At 75.1% G+C, this 19,069-nt stretch carries 18 protein-coding genes; 13 read left to right on the top strand and 5 right to left on the bottom strand.

What is annotated here, in order from left to right; translation table 11 throughout:
• Positions 1–3: 3 nt before the first annotated feature.
• The 3 genes from QP089_RS45050 to QP089_RS45040 are packed head-to-tail and all read left to right on the top strand — an operon-like array spanning position 4 to position 3,385.
• Positions 4–1,059, top strand: a complete 1,056-nt coding sequence (locus QP089_RS45050; protein WP_285920738.1) for a phosphotransferase family protein — start codon at positions 4–6, stop codon at positions 1,057–1,059.
• Positions 1,060–1,076: 17 nt separating this feature from the next.
• Complete coding sequence (locus QP089_RS45045) at positions 1,077–2,282, top strand: acyl-CoA dehydrogenase family protein (protein WP_285920737.1); 1,206 nt, start codon at positions 1,077–1,079, stop codon at positions 2,280–2,282.
• A complete protein-coding gene (locus QP089_RS45040) occupies positions 2,279–3,385 on the top strand; it encodes an acyl-CoA dehydrogenase family protein (RefSeq protein WP_285920736.1) in 1,107 nt (368 codons plus the stop codon). The genes QP089_RS45045 and QP089_RS45040 overlap by 4 nt, the downstream gene beginning before the upstream one ends.
• Here the strand turns inward: QP089_RS45040 and QP089_RS45035 are convergent.
• Both QP089_RS45035 and QP089_RS45030 read right to left on the bottom strand, forming a co-directional pair.
• Positions 3,382–4,917 (bottom strand): phytoene desaturase family protein, encoded by a 1,536-nt coding sequence (locus QP089_RS45035; protein ID WP_285920735.1) that lies wholly within the window; start codon positions 4,915–4,917, stop codon positions 3,382–3,384. The genes QP089_RS45040 and QP089_RS45035 overlap by 4 nt on opposite strands.
• Complete coding sequence (locus tag QP089_RS45030) at positions 4,914–5,783, bottom strand: helix-turn-helix transcriptional regulator (RefSeq protein WP_285920734.1); 870 nt, start codon at positions 5,781–5,783, stop codon at positions 4,914–4,916. The genes QP089_RS45035 and QP089_RS45030 overlap by 4 nt, the downstream gene beginning before the upstream one ends.
• 123 nt (positions 5,784–5,906) lie before the next feature.
• Here QP089_RS45030 and QP089_RS45025 point away from each other — a divergent pair, with 123 nt between their 5' ends.
• The gene (locus QP089_RS45025; RefSeq protein ID WP_285920733.1) at positions 5,907–6,857 is read left to right on the top strand and encodes an oxidoreductase; all 951 of its coding nucleotides are present in this window, start codon (positions 5,907–5,909) and stop codon (positions 6,855–6,857) included.
• Positions 6,858–6,874: 17 nt separating this feature from the next.
• On the opposite strand, the gene QP089_RS45020 is transcribed toward QP089_RS45025, so the two are convergent.
• Positions 6,875–7,726: a DUF72 domain-containing protein gene (locus QP089_RS45020; protein ID WP_285920732.1), complete on the bottom strand. Its 852-nt coding sequence runs from the start codon at positions 7,724–7,726 to the stop codon at positions 6,875–6,877.
• Between the two features lie 129 nt (positions 7,727–7,855).
• Here QP089_RS45020 and QP089_RS45015 point away from each other — a divergent pair, with 129 nt between their 5' ends.
• The 7 genes from QP089_RS45015 (at position 7,856) to QP089_RS44985 (ending at position 14,473) form a co-directional block, all read left to right on the top strand.
• Positions 7,856–8,671, top strand: a complete 816-nt coding sequence (locus tag QP089_RS45015) for an SAM-dependent methyltransferase (RefSeq protein WP_285920731.1) — start codon at positions 7,856–7,858, stop codon at positions 8,669–8,671.
• Positions 8,672–8,832: 161 nt separating this feature from the next.
• Positions 8,833–10,560, top strand: coding sequence for a glycosyltransferase family 2 protein (locus tag QP089_RS45010; protein WP_285920730.1), 1,728 nt, complete (start codon positions 8,833–8,835; stop codon positions 10,558–10,560).
• A 99-nt stretch (positions 10,561–10,659) separates the two neighbouring features.
• Entirely contained in the window at positions 10,660–11,664 is a 1,005-nt protein-coding gene (locus QP089_RS45005) for a DedA family protein (RefSeq protein ID WP_285920729.1), read from the top strand.
• Between the two features lie 29 nt (positions 11,665–11,693).
• On the top strand, positions 11,694–12,050 hold the full coding sequence (locus tag QP089_RS45000) for a BlaI/MecI/CopY family transcriptional regulator (protein ID WP_285920728.1): 357 nt from the start codon (positions 11,694–11,696) through the stop codon (positions 12,048–12,050).
• Between the two features lie 6 nt (positions 12,051–12,056).
• A complete protein-coding gene (locus QP089_RS44995; RefSeq protein WP_285920727.1) occupies positions 12,057–12,986 on the top strand; it encodes a M56 family metallopeptidase in 930 nt (309 codons plus the stop codon).
• Between the two features lie 49 nt (positions 12,987–13,035).
• Positions 13,036–13,614 carry a TetR/AcrR family transcriptional regulator gene (locus tag QP089_RS44990; RefSeq protein ID WP_285920726.1) on the top strand — a complete coding sequence of 193 codons (579 nt, stop codon included), beginning with the start codon at positions 13,036–13,038 and terminating at the stop codon, positions 13,612–13,614.
• A gap of 70 nt (positions 13,615–13,684) precedes the next feature.
• The gene (locus QP089_RS44985) at positions 13,685–14,473 is read left to right on the top strand and encodes an oxidoreductase (RefSeq protein WP_285920725.1); all 789 of its coding nucleotides are present in this window, start codon (positions 13,685–13,687) and stop codon (positions 14,471–14,473) included.
• Between the two features lie 117 nt (positions 14,474–14,590).
• Here QP089_RS44985 and pdxR read toward each other — a convergent pair whose 3' ends face one another.
• Positions 14,591–16,003 carry a MocR-like pyridoxine biosynthesis transcription factor PdxR gene (pdxR, locus tag QP089_RS44980; RefSeq protein WP_285920724.1) on the bottom strand — a complete coding sequence of 471 codons (1,413 nt, stop codon included), beginning with the start codon at positions 16,001–16,003 and terminating at the stop codon, positions 14,591–14,593.
• Between the two features lie 47 nt (positions 16,004–16,050).
• Here pdxR and QP089_RS44975 point away from each other — a divergent pair, with 47 nt between their 5' ends.
• Positions 16,051–17,247, top strand: coding sequence for an MFS transporter (locus QP089_RS44975; protein WP_285920723.1), 1,197 nt, complete (start codon positions 16,051–16,053; stop codon positions 17,245–17,247).
• 99 nt (positions 17,248–17,346) lie between these two features.
• Positions 17,347–18,111: an enoyl-CoA hydratase/isomerase family protein gene (locus tag QP089_RS44970; RefSeq protein ID WP_285920722.1), complete on the top strand. Its 765-nt coding sequence runs from the start codon at positions 17,347–17,349 to the stop codon at positions 18,109–18,111.
• A 19-nt stretch (positions 18,112–18,130) separates the two neighbouring features.
• Here the strand turns inward: QP089_RS44970 and QP089_RS44965 are convergent, their stop codons facing one another.
• On the bottom strand, positions 18,131–18,949 hold the full coding sequence (locus QP089_RS44965; RefSeq protein ID WP_285920721.1) for an SDR family oxidoreductase: 819 nt from the start codon (positions 18,947–18,949) through the stop codon (positions 18,131–18,133).
• Between the last annotated feature and the right edge of the window lie 120 nt (positions 18,950–19,069).

The raw sequence follows: 19,069 nt of genomic DNA, 5'->3' as shown, positions 1-19,069 counted from the left end.
GCGATGCGGGACGGGCGCGCGGCCGTCCCCGGTCCGCCGGGGATCGACGCCGAGCGGGTCGGGGAGTGGCTGGCGTCCCATGTGGAGGGGCTGGCCGGGCCGGTCGCGTTCGGTCTGGTGTCCGGCGGGCGGTCGAACCTGACGTACCGGGTCACCGACGCCGCCGGTGCCGCCTACGCGCTGCGCCGGCCGCCGACGGGAGGCGTGCTCGAGACCGCGCACGACATGGGCCGGGAATGGCGGTTCATCTCGGCGATGGCCGGGACGGGCGTCCCCGTCGCGCAGCCGCTGGCCTTCTGCGACGACGCCGCCGTGACCGGTGCGCCCTTCTACGTGATGGGGTTCGTGGACGGGATCGTCCTCACCGACCGCAACGCCGCTCACCAGCTGACTCCGGAGGCGAAAGAGAACGCGTGCGAGAGCCTCGTCCGGGTCCTCGTCGCGTTGCACGCGATCGACCCGCACGAGGCCGGCCTCGGCGACATGGTGCGCCGTACCGGGTTCGCCGAGCGGCAGCTGCGGCGCTGGCTGCATCAGGCGCACCAGTCCGGCGCCGAGTACCTGCCGCTGCTCGTCGAGGTGCACGACCTGCTCGCCGCGCGCGTACCGGAACAGGGCACGGGCATCGTGCACGGCGACTACCGGCCCGGGAACCTCGCGTTCGGCCCGGACGGGACGGTCCGGGCGGTGTTCGACTGGGAGCTGGCGACGTCCGGCGACGCCCTCGCCGACCTCGGCTACCTGCTGTCGACGTGGCAGGAACCGGACGATCCGGCCGGCGCCGCGCCGCCCGGGCCGACGACCGTGCCGGGCTTCGCTTCCCGCGCGGACCTCGCCGGACGGTATGCGCGGCTGTCGGGGCGCGACGTGTCCGACCTCCCGTACTGGGTGGCGTTCGCGCAGTGGCGGTCGGCGTGCATCGGCGCCGGGGTGCAGGCCCGCTACCTGGCCGGACACATGGCCGACGACGGCTACCTGGCGGAGGCCCGCGAGCGCGCGTCCCTCGGCGTCGAGCTGGCCGAGAAGGCCCGCGCGGGCCTGCGCGCACAGGACATCTGACGAGCGGAGACGACGAGATGACAGACGACTACCGCGCGAGGGCGCGCGCATGGCTCGCCGACAACGCCCCCGGCCCGGTCGGCGGCCTGCCGCCCGCCGAGCAGCTGAGCGAGGCCAAGCGGTTCCAGGCGGCGCTGTACGCGGCGGGCTTCGCCGGCATCACCTGGCCGCAGGAGGCGGGCGGGCAGGGCCTCGGCACGGCCGAGCAGCAGATCTTCGCCGAGGAGGCCGCCGAGTACGACCTGCCCACCTACCCCTTCATCGTCAACATGGGCATGTGCGGGCCGACGCTGGTCGACCTCGGCACGCCCGAGCAGAAGAGCCGCTACCTGCCGAAACTGTTGAGCGGCGAGGAGATCTGGTGCCAGCTGTTCTCCGAGCCGGGCGCCGGGTCGGACGTGGCGAGCCTGCAGGCGCGGGCCGTCCGCGACGACGGCGGCTGGGTGGTGAACGGGCAGAAGGTGTGGACGACCAACGCCCAGTGGGCCGACTTCGGCGCACTGCTGGCCCGGACCGACCCCGACGTCCCGAAGCATGCGGGACTCACGATGTTCATCGTGGACATGCACGCGCCCGGCGTGACCGTCCGGCCGTTGAAGGACATGTCCGGCAAGGCGCCGTTCAACGAGGTCTACCTGGACGACGTGCGCATCCCCGCCGACGCGGTCATCGGCGAGGTCGGGCAGGGGTGGCGGGCGGCGATCACCATGCTCGGGCACGAGCGGGTGTCGATCGGCTCGGCCCGCCCGTCACGCAGCAGCGCGCTCGGCTTCGAGGCGGTGCTCGCCCTGGCCCGCCGGAAGGGCGCCACCGACGTCCCGGCGCACCGCGAGCGGCTCGCCGGGCTGTACGCGCACGAGCGCGCGCTGGAGCTGTTCAACGCGCGGATGCGGCAGGAGATCCAGGCGGGTCGTCCGCCGGGCGCGCGGGGCTCGGTCGCCAAGCTCGCCGGTGCGCTCCAGCTGCGCCGCGCGATCGAGGTCGCCGGGGAGCTGGCCGGCGCCGGCGCGGTCGCGTGGGAACCGGGTGACCGGCACGGCGACGACCTCGCGCTCGGCATCAACTCCGCGCCCGCGACGAGCATCGCGGGCGGCACCAACGAGGTGCAGCGCAGCATCATCGGCGAGCGGATCCTCGGGCTGCCGAAGGAACCGCAGGTGGACCGGGACGTCCCGTTCCGCGAACTCAGGGTCGGCACGCAGCGGACGGAGGACGCCCGATGAGGCTCGTACTGGACCCCGAGCAGGAGGAGCTGCGGGCGACCGTCCGCAAGGTCCTCGCCGACCGGGCGCCGAGCGCGGCGGTCCGCGAGGCGATGGACTCCGCGGACGGGTTCGACCGCGCGCTGTGGCGCACCCTCGGCGACCTCGGCGTCCTCGGCCTGGTCGTGCCGGAGGCGTTCGGCGGCGCCGGCGCGGGCAACGTGGAGCGCGCCGTGGTCCTGGAGGAACTCGGCGCCGCGCTGACGCCGTCGCCGTTCCTGGCCTCGGCCGTGCTGGCCACCGACGTGCTGCTCGCCCTCGACGACGTCGGCGCCGGCGGCGACCACCTGCCGAGGCTGGCCGCCGGCGACCTCATCGGGACGGTCGCCGCCGCGGAGGACGGCACCTGGGACCTCGCGGGCGGCGCCACCACGGCCGCCGAGCGCGACGGCCGCTGGGAGCTGACCGGCACCAAGAGCCCGGTCCTCGCCGGCGACTCCGCCGACCTGATCCTCGTCTACGCGCGCACGTCCGGCGGGCCCGGCTGGTTCGCGGTGGAGCGCGGCGCACCCGGCGTCACCCGGACGGCCCTGACCGGTCTCGACCCGACCCGGCGGCTCGCCAAGGTCGCCTTCGCCGCAACGCCCGCCCGCCGGCTGGTCAGCGCCGACCCCGGCGCCGCGCTGGAGACCGTCGCCGGCCGCGCCGCCGTCGCGCTCGCCGCCGAGCAGGTCGGCGGGATGCGGCGGGCGACGGAGCTGACCGTCGAGTACGCGAAGGCGCGGGTGCAGTTCGGCCGCCCCATCGGCTCCTACCAGGCCGTCAAGCACGGCTGCGCCGACATGTACGGCGCCTGGGAGCTCGCCCAGTCCGTCCTGCGCTACGCCGCCTGGACCGCCGACCACGACGTGGCCGAGCTGCCGACGGCCGCCGCGCTCGCGCAGACCTACATCGGCCCCGCCTACTTCCAGACGGCCACGAACATGGTCCAGTACCACGGAGGCGTCGGCTACACCTGGGAGCACGACGCGCACCTCTACTACAAGCGCGCCAAGAGCTCCGAGCTCCTGTTCGGCTCGCCGAGCGTCCACCGTGCCCGCCTGGCCGACCAGCTCCAGATCTAGCGCGCTTCGAGGACGGCGCGGGCGGCGTTGTGGCCGGGGATGCCGCTCACGCCCCCGCCGCGGCGGGCGCCCGCGCCGCACAGCAGCAGGCGCGGGTGAGCGGTCTCGACGCCCCACCGGCCGGCGGGCCCGTCCTCCGCGTAGGGCCAGGAGAGATCGCGGTGGAAGATGTGGCCGCCGGGCAGGCCCGCGTCGCGTTCGAGGTCGACGGGCGTCTTCACCTCCAGGCAGGGGGTGCCGTCCGGTGCGCGCAGCAGGCAGTCCTCGATCGGCTCGGCGAGCACGGAATCGAACGAGGCGAGCGTCGCGCGCAGCGCCTCGTCGCGCGCCCGCGCGGGATCGGAGCGGAACAGCCGGGCGGGCATGTACAGGCCGAACAGCGTCAGGGTGTGCGCTCCCGACTGGCGCAGGTCCGCGCCCAGGATCGACGGGTCCGTCAGGGAGTGGCAGTACACCTCCGCCGGGGGAACGGCGGGGATCGTCCCGGCCGCCGCCTGCGCGTAGGCGGCGGCGAGCTGGTCGCGTCCCTCGTTGATGTGGAAGGTGCCGCCGAACGCCTCCTCGGGACGGACCGACGGGTCGCGCAGCCGAGGCAGGCGGGCGAGCACCATGTTCACCTTCAGCTGCGAGCCCTCCGGCGGATCGTGCGGGGGCTCGCCGAGGAGCCGGGACAGCACCGCCGGAGGCAGCGCGGCGAGGATCCGGTGCCCGGTGACCGTGTGCTCGGCGCCGTCCTCGCCGCGGAAGGCCACCTCGCCCGATGCCGGGTCGATCGCGAGGACCTCCATGCCGGTGCGCAGCTCCGCGCCCGCCGCTCGCGCCGTGGCGGCGAGCGCCTCCGTCACCGCGCCCATCCCGCCGACCGGCACGTTCCAGTCGCCGGTGCCGTTCCCGATCACGTGGTAGAGCAGGCAGCGGTTCGCGAGCAGCGACGGGTCCGCCGGATCGGCGAAGGTGCCGATCAGGGCGTCGGTCAGCACGATCCCGCGCACCGTGTCGTGGTGGAACCGCTCGTCCACCGACACGCCGATCGGACGCTCGAAGAACAGCCGCCACGCCTCGCCGGAGCCGACCGCTGCGCGCAGGTCCGCACGGCTGGGCAGCGGTTCCAGCAGCGTGGGCGCGACGCGCCGCGCGACGTCACCGGCGGCCCCATAGAAGGCGAGCCATGCGGTGTGGTCCCGGTCGTCGCCGGTGACGGACGCGAACGACGCGGCGGTGCGGGCGCCGTCGGCGTCGTCGACCAGCACGCCCGTGCCGCCGGACGGCGTGTACGACGCGAACCGGCGCCGCCGCAGCTCGACCGGCAGCCCCAGATCCCGGACGATCTTCGTCGGCAGCAGGCTGACCAGGTAGGAGTACCGGGAGACCCGCGCGTCCACGCCGGGAAAGGGCCGCGCCGACACGGCCAGCCCGCCGAGATGAGGGAGCCGTTCCAGCACCAGCACCCGGCGGCCCGCGCCCGCGAGATAAGCGGCGGCGACGAGACCGTTGTGGCCGCCACCGGCGACGACGACGTCGTAGGCGGTCATACGCGGCGGTGATCCTGGCCGGTGTAGGCGGGGTCCGTCGCCAGGGACAGCAGAGTGAGGGCGTCGCGGTCGGGCGTGCCGGGCGGGGCCTGGTAGACCGCGAGACGCACGCCGGTGTTGCTGACCCGCAGCACCTCGTAGTCGAGGGTCATGGCCCCGGCGACAGGGTGGTGGAAGGACTTCTTCTCGCTGCGCCGGTCCCGCACGTCGTAGCGGTTCCAGAGGCGGGCGAACTCCGCGCTCTGCGCGGTGAGCTCGTCCACCAGAGGATCGAGGCCCGGTGCCTGCGGGTCGGCGGCCAGGACGCCGCGCAGGTTCGCGACGCACCGGCGGGCCGAATGGTCCCAGTCGGGGAACAGGTCGCGGGCCACCGGATGCAGGAAGACGTACCGGATGGTGTTGCGGCGGTGCTCCGGCCAGTCGGCGATGCCCGCGAAGAGGGCGAACGCCTCCGGGTTGCCCGCCAGGACGTCGCTGGTCGCGGTCAGCGCGTACGCGGGGCACGGGCGGAGGTTGTCGAGCAGCAGCCGGATCGCGGGACGCACGTCCGGGGCGTCGCGGCGCCGTGCCGGGAACGTGCGGTGCGCGGCGTGGTTGGCGAGCGCGTACAGGTGGGCGTGCTCCTCCTCGTCCAGCATCAGCGCGCGGGCGAGGGCGTCGAGCACGGCGTTGCTCGGGTTGGTCTCCTTGCCCTGTTCCAGCCGGATGTAGTAGTCGATGCTCACTCCGGACAGCGCGGCCAGCTCCTCGCGCCGCAGCCCGGGGATGCGGCGGAGGCCCGTCCCCTCGGGAAGCCCGACGTCGGACGGCCGCAGCCGTCCGCGGCGGGCCCGCAGGAAGCCGCCGAGCCCGTTCGACCTGTCCACCCGTCGAGTCTCGCAGGCGCCGCGGCGGTGTGGGTAGCCCCGTCACTGCCAGGAACAGCGCGCCCTGACGCGGCGCCGCGCCGAGCGGGAGCCTCGTGGCATCACCGATCCGAGGAGAATGCGATGACCTACGGAGCGTCCTCGACCGCCGCCGACGTGGTCGCCGGCCACGACCTGACCGGCAAGGAGGCGATCGTGACCGGCGGAGCGTCCGGCCTCGGCGCCGAGACCGCGCGCGCCCTGGCCGCGGCGGGCGCGCGCGTCGTGCTGGCGGGCCGGAACCCCGACAACGGGGAGCGGGCCGCGGAGCTGCTGCGCAAGGAGACGGGCAACGAGCTGGTCGTGTTCCGGCCGCTCGACCTCGGCTCGCTGGAGTCCGTCAGGCGGTGGACGGAGCGGCACGTGGCGACCGGCCGGCCGCTGCACATCCTGGTCGCCAACGCCGGGATCATGGCGACGCCGCTGACCCGCACCGCCGACGGGTTCGAGTCGCAGTTCGGCACCAACCACCTCGGCCACTTCGCGTTCACGACGGGCCTGCTGCCCGCGCTGCGCGCGGCGGGCACGGCGCGGGTGGTGTCGCTGTCATCGCGCGCGCACCGCCGGAGCGACATCGACTTCGACGACCCCAACTTCGAACGCCGCCCGTACGACCCGTGGGTCGCCTACGGGCAGTCGAAGACGGCCAACGCCCTGTTCGCGGTCGGCCTGACCGCGCGCTACGCGGGGGAGGGCATCACCTGCAACGCCGTGATGCCGGGCGGCATCATGACGGGGCTGCAACGTCACATCACGCTGGACCGGCTGCAGGAGATGGGCTGGGCGGACGAGTTCGGCCACCCGGTCGAACCGCCCGGCTGGAAGACCCCCGCGCAGGGCGCGGCCACCTCCGTCTGGGCGGCGGTCGCACCGGAGCTCGAAGGCGTGGGCGGCCGGTACCTCGACGACTGCGCGATCGCCGAGCCGTGGACCGGGGAAGGCGACCCGCCGCGCGGCCACTACCTGCCCTACGCGCTGGACCCCGGGCACGCCGACCGGCTCTGGACGCTCTCGGAGCGCCTCGTCGCGTCCTGAACCACCGGACGTCCGCCCTAGAAGAGCGTCGGGGGCTCGGCCGGGAGGGGCTCGGGGAGCGGTTCGAGTTCGGGGACGAGAGCCCGCACGTCGTCGTGGAAGCGCCGCGCCAGGGGAAGCGCCTCGGCGTTGTCGGGGGTGTGGACGAACACCGTCGGCGAGCGCCCCTCGCGCAACCACCCGGCGACCTTCTCCGCCCACGGCCGCCAGCCCTCGACCGTGCGGGCGGTGTCGTCCCGGCCGAGGTAGCGGACGACCGGGCGATCGGTGAGGGCGGGCGCCCGGCGCGGCACGCGCGGCTTCTTCGTCCAGGCGTCCCGCTCGGCGTCGCTGGTCGGCGGGGTCTGGAACAGGACCGTGGTGTCGAACGGCACCCACTCCGCGCCGGCCAGGCCGAGGACGCGTTCGAGGTCGCGCGCGCGGCGCGGGTCCTCGAAGAACGCGCGGTGCCGGACCTCGGCGGCGTACCGGTACGCGGGCGGCAGGCGGCGCAGGAACGCCGCCAGCGCGCCGAGGTCGTTCGGCCCGAACGAGCCCGGCAGCTGCACCCAGAGGGCGTGGACGCGCGGGCCGAGCGGTTCGACCGCCGCCAGGAACGACCGCAGCTCCTCGTCGGCGCCCGCCAGCCGGCGCTCGTGCGTGATCGTCTTCGGCAGCTTGAGCAGGAAGCGGAAGTCCGGCGCGGTCTGCCGCGCCCACGACTCCACCGTCGCGGGCGTGGGCGTCGCGTAGAACGTCGTGTTGCCCTCCACGGCGTTGCACCACGACGCGTAGGCGTGCAGGCGCTCGGCCGGAGGCAGCGGATGGGGCAGGAAACGGCCCTGCCACGGCGTGTGCGCCCACATCGCGCATCCCACATGAAGCCGCATGGACGCGACGCTATCGGAGGCCGGGTGGGGAGCGGCCCGCGCTCCCGGAAAGATCGTTCGTCTCGGCGGAGTGAGCGGGCTGACGACTATAGGGTGACCGCACAGGGCACGAACGGAAGGCGGTGGCCGGTGAGCGGTCCCGAGCAGGCGCCGGCGGGGGTCGACACCACCGTTCCCAGCGTGGCGCGGATGTACGACTACTACCTGATGGGCAAGGACAACTATCAGGTGGACCGGGACGCGGCCGAGAAGGTCATCGCGGCCAGCCGGGAGAGCGGCACCGACATCCGGGTCGCGGCCCGCGACAACCGCGGCTTCCTCGGCCGGGCCGTGCAGGCCGCCGCCGAGGCCGGCGTCCGCCAGTTCCTCGACGTCGGGGCCGGGCTGCCGACGCAGGAGAACGTGCACCAGGTGGCGCTGCGCTGCGCCCCCGACTCGCGCGTGGTGTACGTCGACAACGATCCGATGGTGCTGGTGCACGCCCGCGCGCTGCTCGCCGCCAGCCCGGCCGCCACGGTCGTGGACGGCGACCTGCGCGACCCGCAGAGCGTCCTGGACCATCCGGACATCGAGTCCCGGATCGACTTCTCCGAACCGGTCGCCGTCGTCTTCTGCGCCGTGCTGCAGTTCGTGCCGGACGACACGGAGGCCGCCGCGATCGTCGGCGCGTTCCGGGAGCGCTGCACCGCGGGCAGCCACCTCATCGTGTCGCATCCGTTCCCCGGCGAGCGGCCGGGAGAGGCGTTCGAAGAGATCGGGCAGATCTACACCAGGACGCCGTCCGGGTCGTTCACCCTGCGCAGCCGCGCCTCGATCGAGAAGCTGTTCACCGGCACCGGGCTTCTGGAGCCCGGGCTCGTCCCGGTGCAGAGCTGGCGGCGGGATGACACGCCGCCCGATTTCACCGTCCCCTCGTACCTGGGCGGCGTCGGCCGCATCGCCTGACCGTCCGGCCCGCCGCGTGTTATCGGACGTCCGGTGTTCGCGGGAGGGTGCCGCGGCGCTTACGTTCCGATAACCCTCCGCCTCCTACGATCCGGCCAGTGGCCTCATGCATTCACCGGTGCGGCCGCCGGCGACTCCGCCGGGGCGAGGAGGTGGGCCGATTGCTGCCGGATCCGGACGTGACCGTCGTCGTGGTGGCCCGCGACGATCCGCGCCGGCTCGCCCGCGCGGTCCGCTCGGCGCTGGAGCAGTCGCTGCCCGGCGTCGAGGTGGTGATCGTCGGCGAGGCGGGCGGCGGCCCGGTGGCGCGGGCGGTGCCGCGGCTGGTCGCGGGCGCCGCGGACCGGGTGCGGGCGTTCGCCGTGCCGGAGCGGTCGGGCGGCGACGGCCGGGCCCGCAACCTCGGCCTGCGCTACGCGCGCGGCAGGTACGTGATGTTCCTGGACGGCGGCGACACCCTCGACCCGCACGCCTGCAAGACCATGGTGACCGCCGCCGCGCAGGCGGGCGCCGACCTGGTGGCGGGGCGCCGCGTCCGGGTGTCCCGCGACGGGGAGCGGACCCGGTTCCCGAAGCTGCACGAGGAACGGCGGCTCCACGCCGGGATCATGGACGCGCCGGCGCTGCTGGACGACGCGTCATCCGCCGGCAAGTGCTACCGGCGCGCGTTCCTCGACCGCGAGGGCCTGCGGTTCGTCGACCGGCTGCGCCACGCCGACCTGCTGTTCACCGCCCGCGCCTACGCGGCCGCCGAGGCGATCGTGGTCGTCCCCGACCGCGCCTACAACCGCTTCGCCTGCTCCGGGGACGTCCCGCGCACCGATCTCGGCGACTTCGCCGACCGGCTGGAGATCCTGCGGCGTACCGGAGCGGCGCTGCGCGCCCGGGACGCGGAGGCGCTCGCGCGGCGCGTGGAGGCGCGGTTCGTCGGCCGGGTACTGCCGCGCTGCCTGCGCGAGCTGCGCGGCCGCGACCCCGGGCACCGGGAGGCGTTCATCGAGCTGGCCCGCTCCTACCTCGCCGAACTCGACGAGACCCTCATCGAGAAGGCCGGCCGCGTCCCGGCGATCGCCGCGCTGATGGTCCTGGAAGGACGCGCCGACGCGGCGATGGCCGCCGCCGACTACGCGCCGCGCGGGACCGGGAAACCCGTCCTGGCGGTCGAGCCCGTCGAACGGGACGGCCGCGTCTACTGGCCGGGCGCCCACCTGGGCACCGCGCTGGGACGCCGCGTCCTGGACATCACCGACCTCGGCATCGCGACCGCCCCGCTCGGCTCGCTGCGGCTCGGCGGTCGGGTCACCCGGATGTGCCGCGTCGGCCGGGCCCTGCGCATGTCCGGGACCGTCGTCAACCCGCTCGGCCGGATCGGCCCCGGGACCGGGCTGGGGGGCGCGCTGGAGATCCGCGACCGGCACCGGACGGACCGCGTGTTCGAGGTGCCGGCGACCGTCCGGCTGTGGAACGGCGAGATCACGTGGGAGGCGGTGTTCGTCCCGGAGACCGTCATCCGCCCGACTGGCCTCGCCGACCGGTCGTGGGGCCTGTGGCTGCGGCTGGACGCGGACGGCAGCGCCGTCGAGGTTCGGCTGACCTCGGACGGGACCGCGCACCGCGGGGTGGTCCTGCCCGTCCGGCCCCGGCTGACCCGGGCCGCCGGCGACCGGCTGGAGCCCCACGTCGCCGAGACCGGCGAACTCGCGCTGCGCATCGCCGCCGGCGGATGGCCCGCGCGGGCGGCGCTGCCCGCGCTGCGCAGGGCGGGCCGCTCCGGGCTGCCCCGCGCGGCCCGGTCCCGGCTGCGCCGTGCGGCGGGCGGCCGGTCCGGTCCGGAGGATCCGCTCGATGATCCCGCTTCCGCCCCGCCGGCCCGTCCCGCCGTGCGATGATCACCCGGTGCGACGCGGTCGCGACCTCCATCTACAAGCGTGTAGATTTCGGGGACGCCGGACCGGGCGCGGGCCCGGTCCCTGGAAACGGGGGATCCCATGATCGACGCCATCGGCGCGCTGCCCGCGGCGGTGAACCCGCTGGACGCGGGATCCCTGCTGGCGGCCTTCGGCGCGATCGGCATCGCCGTGGTGATGTTCGCCGAGACCGGGCTGCTCGTCGGCTTCTTCCTGCCGGGCGACTCGCTGCTGTTCACCGCCGGGCTGCTGTGCACCGCGAGCTCGCACGGCGACACCCGCCTCTCGCTGCCGGCGGTGCTGGCCGCCGCGGCCTTCGGCGCGCTGGCCGGCGCGCAGACGGGCTTCGTCATCGGGCGGCGCGGCGGGCGCGCGCTGCTCGCCCGCAGCCGCAACCGGCACCTGCTGGAAGGGGTGCAGCGGGCGGAGGAGTTCCTCGCCCGGTACGGGCACGGCAAGGCCATCGTGCTGGCCCGGTTCGTCCCGGTCGTCCGGACCGTCCTGAATCCGCTGGCCGGCGCCCTGGACGTGCCGACGCGGGTGTTCACCCTCTGGCAGATCGCCGGCGGGCTGGTGTGGAGCCTCGGCCTGGTGCTGGGCGGCTACCTGCTCGGGTCCTCGATCCCGGACGTGGACAAGTACCTGCTGCCCGCCGTCGCGGTGATCGTCGCGGTGTCCCTCATCCCCGTCGCGCTCGAACTGCTGAAGGCGCGGCGCCGGGGCGCGGGCTCCCGCGCCCGGACCCCCGGCCAGCACGAGCAGCCCGGCCCGTCCGGTCGGCACGAGCAGCCCGGTCAGTATGGCCAGTCGGGCCAGTACGGCCAGTCGGGCCAGCCCGGTCAGCCGGGGCAGTATGGCCAGCCGGGCCAGCCGGGGCAGTATGGCCAGCCGGGCCAGTACGGGCAGCCCGGTCAGCCCGGTCAGCCCGGTCAGCCCGGTCAGCCCGGTCAGCCCGGTCAGCCTGGGCAGTACGGGCAGCCTGGGCAGCAGGGGCCGCCCGGGCAGTACGGGCCGGGGGCGGAGCCGCGGTCGCAGGCGCCGCGGCGGCCGGCGGGCTCGCGCGGCGCCCACCGGCGGGCGCGCTGACCGTGCCGCGGCCCGCCGGGAGGCCGGCCGTGAACGGCGGGCGCAGGGCCGCGGGCGCCCTGGAGTCGGAGATCATGGACGTGCTGCAGCGGGCGGCGGAGCCGCTGTCCGCGGCGGCCGTCCGGCAGCGCCTCGGCGGCGACCTGGCCTACACCACGGTCGTGACGATCCTGACCCGCATGCACGGCAAGGGACTGCTGGTGCGCGGCAAGGCCGGCCGCGCCTACCGGTACGCGCCGGTGAGCGACGAGCCGGGGCTGATCGCGCGGCGGATGCACCAGGCCATGGACGGGCGGCCCGACCGCGCCGCGGTCCTCGCCCGGTTCGTGGAGTGCCTGTCCGACCAGGACGAGCGGCTGGTCCGCGCGCTGCTCGGAGGCGGGTGAGCGGCGATGGACCCGGACGGCCTGCTGCCCCTGGTGCTGCCCGCCGTGATGGCCCTCGCCGCGCGCCCGCTGTCGGGACGGCTCCCGCCGCGCACCGCGACGTGGCTGCTCACCGCGACGGCCGTCGTGCTGGCGCTGGCCAGCACCGCGTCGCTGGCCGAGCTGGCGCTGGGCGGGACGCTGCGGCTGCCCATGATCGCGGCGCTCGGCCACCTGTCCGAGCACGTCCTGCACCGCGCCCCGGAGACCAGCCCGGTCGTGGCGACCGTGGCGGGCCCGGCGCTCGCGGCGAGCCTCGCGGCGGCGAGCTGGGCCGCCGCGCGCCGGGTCCGGGGCCTGCTGGCGGGCGCGCGGGCGGCCCGCGCGCTGCCCGGCCAAGGGATCGTCGCGGTGATCGATGACGACGCGGCGGACGCGTTCGCGCTCCCCGGCCGCGTCGTCGTCTCCACCGGGATGCTGTCGATCCTCGACGAGGCCGAACGGCGCGCGCTGCTCGCGCATGAGCGCGCCCACCTTTCCGGGCGCCATCACGTGTTCCGCGCGCTGGTGCACGTCGCGGCCGCCGCCAACCCGCTGCTGCTGCCGCTGCGCGGCGCGGTGACGTTCACGACCGAGCGCTGGGCGGACGAGCGGGCCGCCGCCGGAGCCGACCGGGAGCGCGTCGCCCGCGCGATCGGCAAGGCCGCCCTCGCGCACAACCGGCGTCCCGGCCTCGGCCCCCAGGTCGCGGCCCTTGGCATCGGCCCGGGCCGCGCGTTCGGACGCCGCCGCCCGGGCCCGCTGCCGCGCCGGGTCGCCGCCCTGCTCGCGCCCCCGCCGCCGCTCCGCCGCTGGCTCGTCATCGCCACGGTCGCGCTGGCACTGCTGTCGGTCTGGGCCGCCGACGACGGCGCGCTGTTCCTGCACCAGCTCATCGAGCACGCCCAGACCCGCTGACGCGAGCAATACTTGACCTCAAAGTACAGAACGGGATAGTGTCCGGGGCATGGCAAGGCCCAAGCAGTTCGATCCGGAGGTCGCCGTCGGCCAGGCCATGGACGTGTTCTGGCGGAAGGGATACGCCGCCACCACGCCCCAGGACCTCGTGGACGCGCTCGGTATCGGAAAGGGGAGTCTGTACAACGCGTTCGGCAGCAAGCACGGGTTGTATGAGCGGGCGCTCCGCCGGTACCGCGACACCCAGACCGCCGAGCTGGTGGAGATGCTCGACCAGCCCGGCTCGGTCAAGGAGCGTCTCGGCAAGACGCTGAGAGCCCTTGTGGAGATGGACCTGGCCGACCCGGACCGCCGCGGCTGCATGGCGGTGAACGCAGCGGCGGAGCTGGCCGGGGTCGACGAGGAGGCGGCCGCTCATGTCCGCCGCATGCTCGACCGGGCCGAGGGCGCCTTCCGGGCGCTCATCGAGGAGGGGCAGCGGTCAGGGGAGATCGATCCCGGCCGTGATGCCGCCGCCCTCGGGAGCCTGCTGATGAACACCTTGGTGGGGATGCGCGTGGTGGCGCGCGTCTCCGAGGGCCCGGAACGGCTCGGCCGGGTGATCGACGGGATCCTCGAGGCTCTCTGACCGATTTTCCGCTCGTCCCATACGTGGGTTTCGCCTGCCCTGATTTTGTACCTGTAGTCCAAGAAAGGTCATGACCATGGAACTCAACCTGGCCTCCAAGACCGCGGTCGTCACCGGCGCCGGACGGGGCATCGGGCTGGCCACCGTCCGCACGCTGGTCGCCGAGGGCGTCCGCGTCGCGGGGGCCGCCCGCACCATCACCCCCGAACTGAAGGAGACCGGCGCGCTGGCGGTCTCGGCCGACCTGAGCACCGCCGACGGCGTCGCCGGCTTCATCGACGCCGCCCGCGCCGAACTGGGCGGCATCGACCTGCTGGTGAACAACGTCGGGGCCGGTGACGACGTGCGGCTCGGCGGCTTTCTGGACACCGACGACGCCCAGTGGGCCGGCGTCCTGGACATCAACCTGCTCAGCGCGGTCCGCGCCAGCCGGGCGGCCCTGCCCGACCTGATCGAGCGGCGCGGCTCGATCGTGAACGTCTCGACCATCAATTCGCGGCTGCCCGCCGCCGCACCGGTCGCCTACAGCTCGGCGAAGGCGGCCCTGGCCGCGCTCGGGAAGTCCCTCGCCGAGGAGTTCGGCCCGCAGGGAGTGCGCGTCAACACCGTCTCTCCCGGTGTCGTCCGCACGGCCGTCTGGGAAGCACCGGACGGGTTCGGTGCCGAGGTGGCGGCCGCCTCGGGCGTCGAGCACGCCGCGTTCCTCGAGCAGATCCCCGCGGCCTTCGGCATCACCACCGGACGCATCACCGAACCGCAGGAGGTCGCGGCCCTGATCGCCTTCCTCCTGTCCGACGTCGCCGGCAACATCACCGGAGCCGACTACCTGATCGACGGAGGCACGGTGAAGACCCTCTGATCCGGCGGACGAACTGAAAGGACAGAGCGCGGTATGCGCGGGCGGGGGCGCCACGGCGGTATCCCCGCCCGCCACGACGTCTCCGCACGGCGCCGCCGCGAGCCCGTCGAGGCCGGGTCAGCGGGGTGACAGGAGGTCGCCGATGGCGGCGATCCCCGCGCGGACGGCCCGTTCGCCGGTGTCGCCGAAACCGAGCACGAGCTGCACCGGGGTCTCCGCGCCGTCCGCGCGGCACGCGCTCATCCCGTGCAGGCCGACGGCGCGGGCGCGGGCCGCCTCGATCAGCGCGGCCTCGCCGCCGGGGACGTCCAGGTGCGCGACGGCGTGGAAGCCGGCGTCCAGGCCCGTCACCCGGACGCCGGGCGCGTGCTCGGCGAGCGCCGCGACCAGCGCGGCCCGGCGCGCCGCGTACACCGGCCGCATCCGGCGCAGGTGCCGGTCGTAGCGGCCCGACTCGATGAGCCGGGCGAGGGCGAGCTGGTCGAGCACCGGGGAGCCGCGGTCGTTGAGCAGCTTGTGCTCCACGATGGCCGCGGCGAGCGCGGGCGGGGCGAGCAGCCAGCCGATGCGCAGCGCGGGCGCCAGCGACTTGCTCACCGTGCCGATCGAGACGACCCGGTCGGCGGCGAGGCCCTGGAGCGCGCCGACGGGCTCGCGGTCGTAGCGGAACTCGGCGTCGTAGTCGTCCTCGATGATCACGGCGTCCCGGTCCGCCGCCCACGCGATCAGCTCCAGGCGCCGGTGCGGGGCCATGACGACGCCGGTCGGCCACTGGTGCGCCGGGGTGACGACCACCGCGCGGGCGTCGGTGGCGGCGAGCGCCCGCACGTCGACGCCGTCCGCGTCGACCGGCACCGGTACCGCGTCCAGGCCGGCCCAGGCGGCGGCCCCGCTGGTGGAGCGCGGGCCGCCGGGGTCCTCGTAGGCGACCGTCCGCACCCCGGCGCGGGCGAGCGCGCTCAGCGCCAGCAGCAGCCCCTGGGCGTGGCCGGAGCAGACGACGATCCGGTCCGGCTCGGCGGCCGCGGCCCGGACGCGCCGCAGGTAGCCGGCCAGCACCTCGCGCAGGGCCACGGCGCCCGCCGGGTCGCCGTAGTCGAGCGCGGCGGTCGGGATCGTCCGGCCCGCCTCGCGGACCGCCCACAGCCAGTCGGCCATCGGGAAGGAGCCGAGGTCGGGCACGCCGGGACGGAAGTCGGCGATCAGCCGGCCGGCCGGGGGAGCGGGCGGTGGCGGCGCCGGCGGGGTCGCGGGCGCCGCCCCGGCCGCGACGCGCGTGGCCGAGCCGACCCGGGTGACGAGATACCCCTCCGCCTGCAGCTGGGCGTAGCAGTCCTGGACCAGGCCGCGCGAGAGCCCCAGCGCGCGGGCCAGTTCCCGCGAGGACGGCAGCCGCTCGCCGGCCCCCAGCCGGCCGCTCCGTATCGCGTCCCTGACCTGGCGTTCCAGCTGGCCGCGCAGCGGTTCGGCCGACGCCCGGTCGAGCGGCAGCAGCAGATCGGGCGACAAACCGGACCACTCCAGCGGCATGGAAATGGAGCTTATCGGCGATCCGCCCGGTCCCTAGCGTTATCGGCATGACGATGACGCACTGCCCCGAGATCTCCGCCCCCGCCGCCGCACCCGCCGCGAGGCCGCCGCTCCTGACCCGTCCGCTGCTGCTGAGGTTCGTGTCCATCCTCGGCTCGGCGGTCAGCTTCTACCTGCTGCTGTCGGTCGTCCCGCTGTACGCCCAGGGCACGGGCGGAGGCGGCGGGGCGGCGGGCATGGCGACCGGCGCGCTGATGTTCGCGACCGTGTGCGGCGAGCTCGGCACCCCGTGGCTGGTGCGCCGCTACGGGTACCGGGTCGCGCTCGCCGGCGGGCTCGTGCTGCTCGGAGCGCCCGCGCTCGTGCTGACCGCGTCGTCGAGCATGGCGTGGATCGCGGTCATCTGCCTGCTGCGCGGCCTGGGGTTCGCGATCACGGTGGTCGCGGGCGGCGCCCTCACCGCCGCGCTCATCCCGGACGACCGGCGCGGCGAGGGGCTGGCGCTGGTCGGCATCGTCGCGGGCGCCCCGGCGCTGGGCGCGCTGCCGCTCGGCGTCTGGACCGCCCAGCACGTCGGCTACACGCCGGTCGCCGTCGTCGCGGGGCTCGCCGCGCTCGTCGCGGTGGCCTCGGTGCCGGGGCTGCCGGACGGCGAGCGCGGCGGTGAGCGGGCCGTCGGGATCGTGGCGGGGCTGCGGATGCCGGCGCTGTCGCGTCCCGCGCTCGTCTTCGGCGCGTCCGCGCTGGTGGCCGGGATCATCGTGACGTTCCTGCCGCTGGCGGTCGCGTCCGCGTCGACCGGCGTCGTCGCGATCGCGCTGTTCCTGCAGCCGCTCGCCTCGACCGTCGCCCGCGTGGTGGCGGGACGGCGCGGCGACCGGCACGGGCAGGCCGGGATGATCCCTCCCGGCCTGGTGCTGTCGGCGGCCGGCGTCCTGCTCATCGCGCTCACCCACAGCGCGTTCGCGGTGATCGCCGGGGTGACGGTGTTCGGCGTCGGGTTCGGGCTGCTGCAGAACGCCACGCTCGCCCTCATGTACGCGCGGGTGCCGCGCTCGGGATACGGCACGGTCAGCGCGCTGTGGAACTTCGCCTACGACGCCGGGATGGGCATCGGCGCGCTCGGCTTCGGGCTGGTCGCCGGGCGGACGGGCTACCCGTGGGCGTTCGTCCTCACCGCGGCGCTGTTGATGGCGGCGCTCCCCACCGCTCTGCGCGACCTGCGCACCGCCCGCCGGCCCTGACGGCCCCGGCACTCCCGCTCACCGGGCCCCGACCCCCGAGGCGATCGACAAATATTGTATCAAGTATCTCCCAGCAGAGATCTTGAGGAGGACCGGGCGATGACCGAGACGCTGCGGATCGAGGACGACGGTGCGGTGCGGACGCTGGTCTTCGCCCGCCCCCACGCGGCCAACGCCTTCGACGAGGAGCTGTACCACGCGACCGCGCGGGCGCTGCGTGACGCCGCGTCCGACGACGGCGTCTCGGTGGTGCTGCTGACGGGGGAGGGGCGCACCTTCACCGCCGGGACCGACATCAAGGAGATGGCCGAGATCGCCCGCGACCACGCCGCCGGACGCTCGGGCCAGGAGATGGGCAGCGGGTTCGTCGCGCTCGTGGACGCGCTGGCCGACTTCACCAAGCCGCTCATGGCCGCGGTGAACGGGTCGGGCGTCGGACTCGGGATCACCATGCTGGGCCACTGCGACGTGGTGCTCATCGCCGAGCACGCGCGCCTGATGGCGCCGTTCGCGTCGATGGGCGTCGTGCCCGAGGCCGCCGGCAGCTACCTGCTGCCCGCGCGCATGGGCCACCAGCAGGCGGCGCTGGCGCTGTTCACCGGCGGCTGGGTCACGGCCGAGGAGGCGGTGCGCTGCGGCCTGGCGCTGCGCGCGTGCCCGGCGGAGACGCTGCTGGACACGGCGCGCGGGATCGCCCGGGACATCGCGGCCAAGCCGCTCGCGTCGCTGGTGGCCACCAAGGAACTGCTGCTCGCGTCCCGCCGCGACGAGGTGCGGCGCGCCCGCGAGCGCGAGGACGCCGCGTTCGCGCGGCTGCTGGGCGACGCGGGCGCGGGCGACCGCATCGCCGCCCGGCTCGGCTGAGCCGCCGGGCGTGCCGAGCTCATTCCTCGGCGGGCAGGCCGCGCAGCGCCGCCTCGCCGAACAGCGGCTCGAACACCGAGGAGTAGTCGGGGCCCCGGCGCAGGTGGTGGCCGCCGTCCACGTTCAGCATCTGCCCGGTGATCCACGACGCGTCTGGGCCCGCCAGGAACCCGACCGCGGCGGCGATGTCCTCGGGCTCGCCGACCCGGGCGAGCGGCATGCAGGCCAGGTAGTCCTCCAGCACGGGGCCGGTGTCGGCGATGCCCGCCACCAGCTCCGTGCGGGTCAGCCCCGGGCGGACCCCGTTCACCCGGATCCCGGCGCCGCCCAGCTCGTCGGCGGCGAGCTGGACGAGGTGGTCCACGGCCGCCTTCGACACGCCGTACGCGCCGAACCAGCGGTGCGTGTTGGACGAGGCGATCGAGGAGATCGCGACGATCGACCCGCCGCCCGCGCCCGCCATGGCCCGCGCCGCGTGCCGGATCGTCAGCATGGTGCCGGTGGCGTTCAGCTCCATCGTCGCGCGCCAGGCGTCGAGGTCGAGGTGCGCGATCGGCCCGATGGAACTGGACCCGCCGGCGCACGCCACCACCGTCCGCAGCGGGCCGCGCCGCGCCGCCGCTTGGACGGCGTTCTCGACCTGCGCGTCGTCGGTGACGTCCGCGACGACGTACTCGATGTCCTTGCCAGCCTTGGCGGCGGCCTCGCGCAGCCGGTCCTCGGTGCGCCCGCAGATGGTGACGGCCGCGCCCTGCTCCGCGAGCCGGACCGCGCACGCCAGGCCGATGCCGCTGCCGCCGCCGGTCACCAGCGCCGCCGTACCGTCCAGATTTCCCATGTCGTCCTACCTTTTTCCTTGGGTCTGAACTGGTCGTTCGTAAGATCGGTGGGCCCGGGGGCTCTGGGTATGGCTGCCATGTAGTCGCCGTCCGATGGCTGAGGAGACTTGGCCGCCCAG

The sequence above is a fragment of the Actinomadura opuntiae genome, from assembly GCF_030283205.1.
In the GTDB taxonomy this organism is placed as follows: domain Bacteria; phylum Actinomycetota; class Actinomycetes; order Streptosporangiales; family Streptosporangiaceae; genus Spirillospora.
The sequence above is the reverse complement of the archived record's forward strand: the minus strand, read 5'-3'. Positions and strand labels throughout refer to the sequence as shown.